The 1,637-nt window shown below is 64.9% G+C and carries 1 protein-coding gene; it reads right to left on the bottom strand.

The window, feature by feature from the left end; genetic code table 11:
* The coding region (locus tag EOA60_RS32015; protein ID WP_164899735.1) for a sugar ABC transporter permease at positions 1-1,311 on the bottom strand (1,311 nt) is incomplete at its 3' end.
* Positions 1,312-1,637: the final 326 nt, after the last annotated feature.

Raw genomic sequence — 1,637 nt, 5'->3', positions numbered from 1 at the left:
GCCGACGACGATGCTTTGCAGCGGCGAATCGACTCCGAGGAGCACCATGCCGGACTGCAGCGACTGCATCAGCAGCGCCCCAAGCATAGCGCCGAGCACGGTTCCCGAGCCGCCGGCGAGCGAGGTGCCGCCGATGACCGCCGCGGCGATGACCAGGAGCTCGTCCAGCGTGCCGAGCGCATTGGTCGATGAATTCTGCCGCGCCGACGATATCGCCGCGGCGATCGTCGCCAGCACACCCATGATCATGAACACCTTCATGGTGATCCAGCGCGTGTTGATGCCGGCAAGGTTGGCCGCCTCCGGATTGCCGCCGATGGCAAAGACATAGCGGCCGAAGCGAGTGCGCTTGGTAATGAAGGTCATGACGAGACCGACGGCGATCGCCATCAGCACCGGAATGGCGATGCCGTGGGCGATGAACAGGCCGCCTTCGGGGACCGTGAGGTTGTTGGCGGCGGCGTAGCGGTTCACGATGCCGACCGGCCAGGGATAGGAATTGGCCAGCCACACCGCGCCCATGATGACAGCGCAGGTGACCGCGCCGAGCAGCGTCTCGGCCCAGATCGGACGCAGCGGAAAACGGAAGCGCTTGCGCTGCACCCTGCCGTTGAACAGCGCAAACACCACGGCAACACAGGCGACGGCGCCGACGATCCAGCTCCATTTGGCGCCGATCGAGCCGGCCGGTCCGCCGCCCATCAGTTGGAAGGTGGCGTCGAGCGGCGCCACCGTCTGGCCGCTGGTGACCCACCAGGCAGCACCGCGCCAGACCAGCAGCCCGCCAAGCGTCACGATGAAGGCCGGCACTTCGAGATAGGCGATGACGAAGCCCTGGAAGGCGCCGATCAGCAGGCCGAGCGCCAGGCCGATCAACAGTGCCAGCACCCAGATCCAGGGATTGCCAAGCTCGAGCCCAACCATTCGCACCAGGAAATGCACTTGGGCAAAGCCCATCACCATGCCGATCAAACCCTCGGCCGATCCGACGGAGAGGTCGATGTTGCGCATGACGATGACCAGCACCATGCCGGAAGCCATGATGGCCACGGCCGAGGTCTGCACCGACAGGTTCCACAGGTTGCGCGGCGTCAGGAACGTTCGGCTATCGAAATCGAGCGGATTGACGCCGAGCCGCAGGCTCGAGATGACATGCAGGCCAATCCAAATGATCAGCAGCGCGCCGACCATGCCGAGCATGCGTGTGTCGAGCTCAGTCGCCTTGAGGAAGCGCCCGACGGTGCTCAGTTCGGAAGCCCGCGCGCGATCCGCCGCCGGGTTGGCCGGCGTATCAGAGGTCGTATCGGTCATGATCTCCTCCCGCCGGCTTGCCGTCTGGCGCGGATGCCGGACCACGATGCTAGAGCAATTCCGGGAAAAAGTGCGTAGCCGCCTGGAATTGCGCGGAAACAAACGGCTGGAGCAGTTCGGCGATCCTGCCGGACAGTGACCTGCCCCCAATGGTCTCCGGCTTCAGTACTCCCGAAAACCCTTGGGATACACCGCGGCCGTTGGGCCGCGGCGCTGCGTTTGAACCTGACGGCCAGCTTAGTTGCAGACCGCGACGCTGCCGGCGGCAACGCCCGCGCAGACTTCATCCTTCTTGATCCAACCCGCGTCGATGACGAGGTTGAGAT

Source organism: Mesorhizobium sp. M1A.F.Ca.IN.020.06.1.1, assembly GCF_004023265.1.
Classification (GTDB): Bacteria; Pseudomonadota; Alphaproteobacteria; order Rhizobiales; family Rhizobiaceae; genus Mesorhizobium.
Note: the sequence above shows the minus strand (reverse complement) of the source record. Positions and strands in the feature narration are given on the sequence as shown.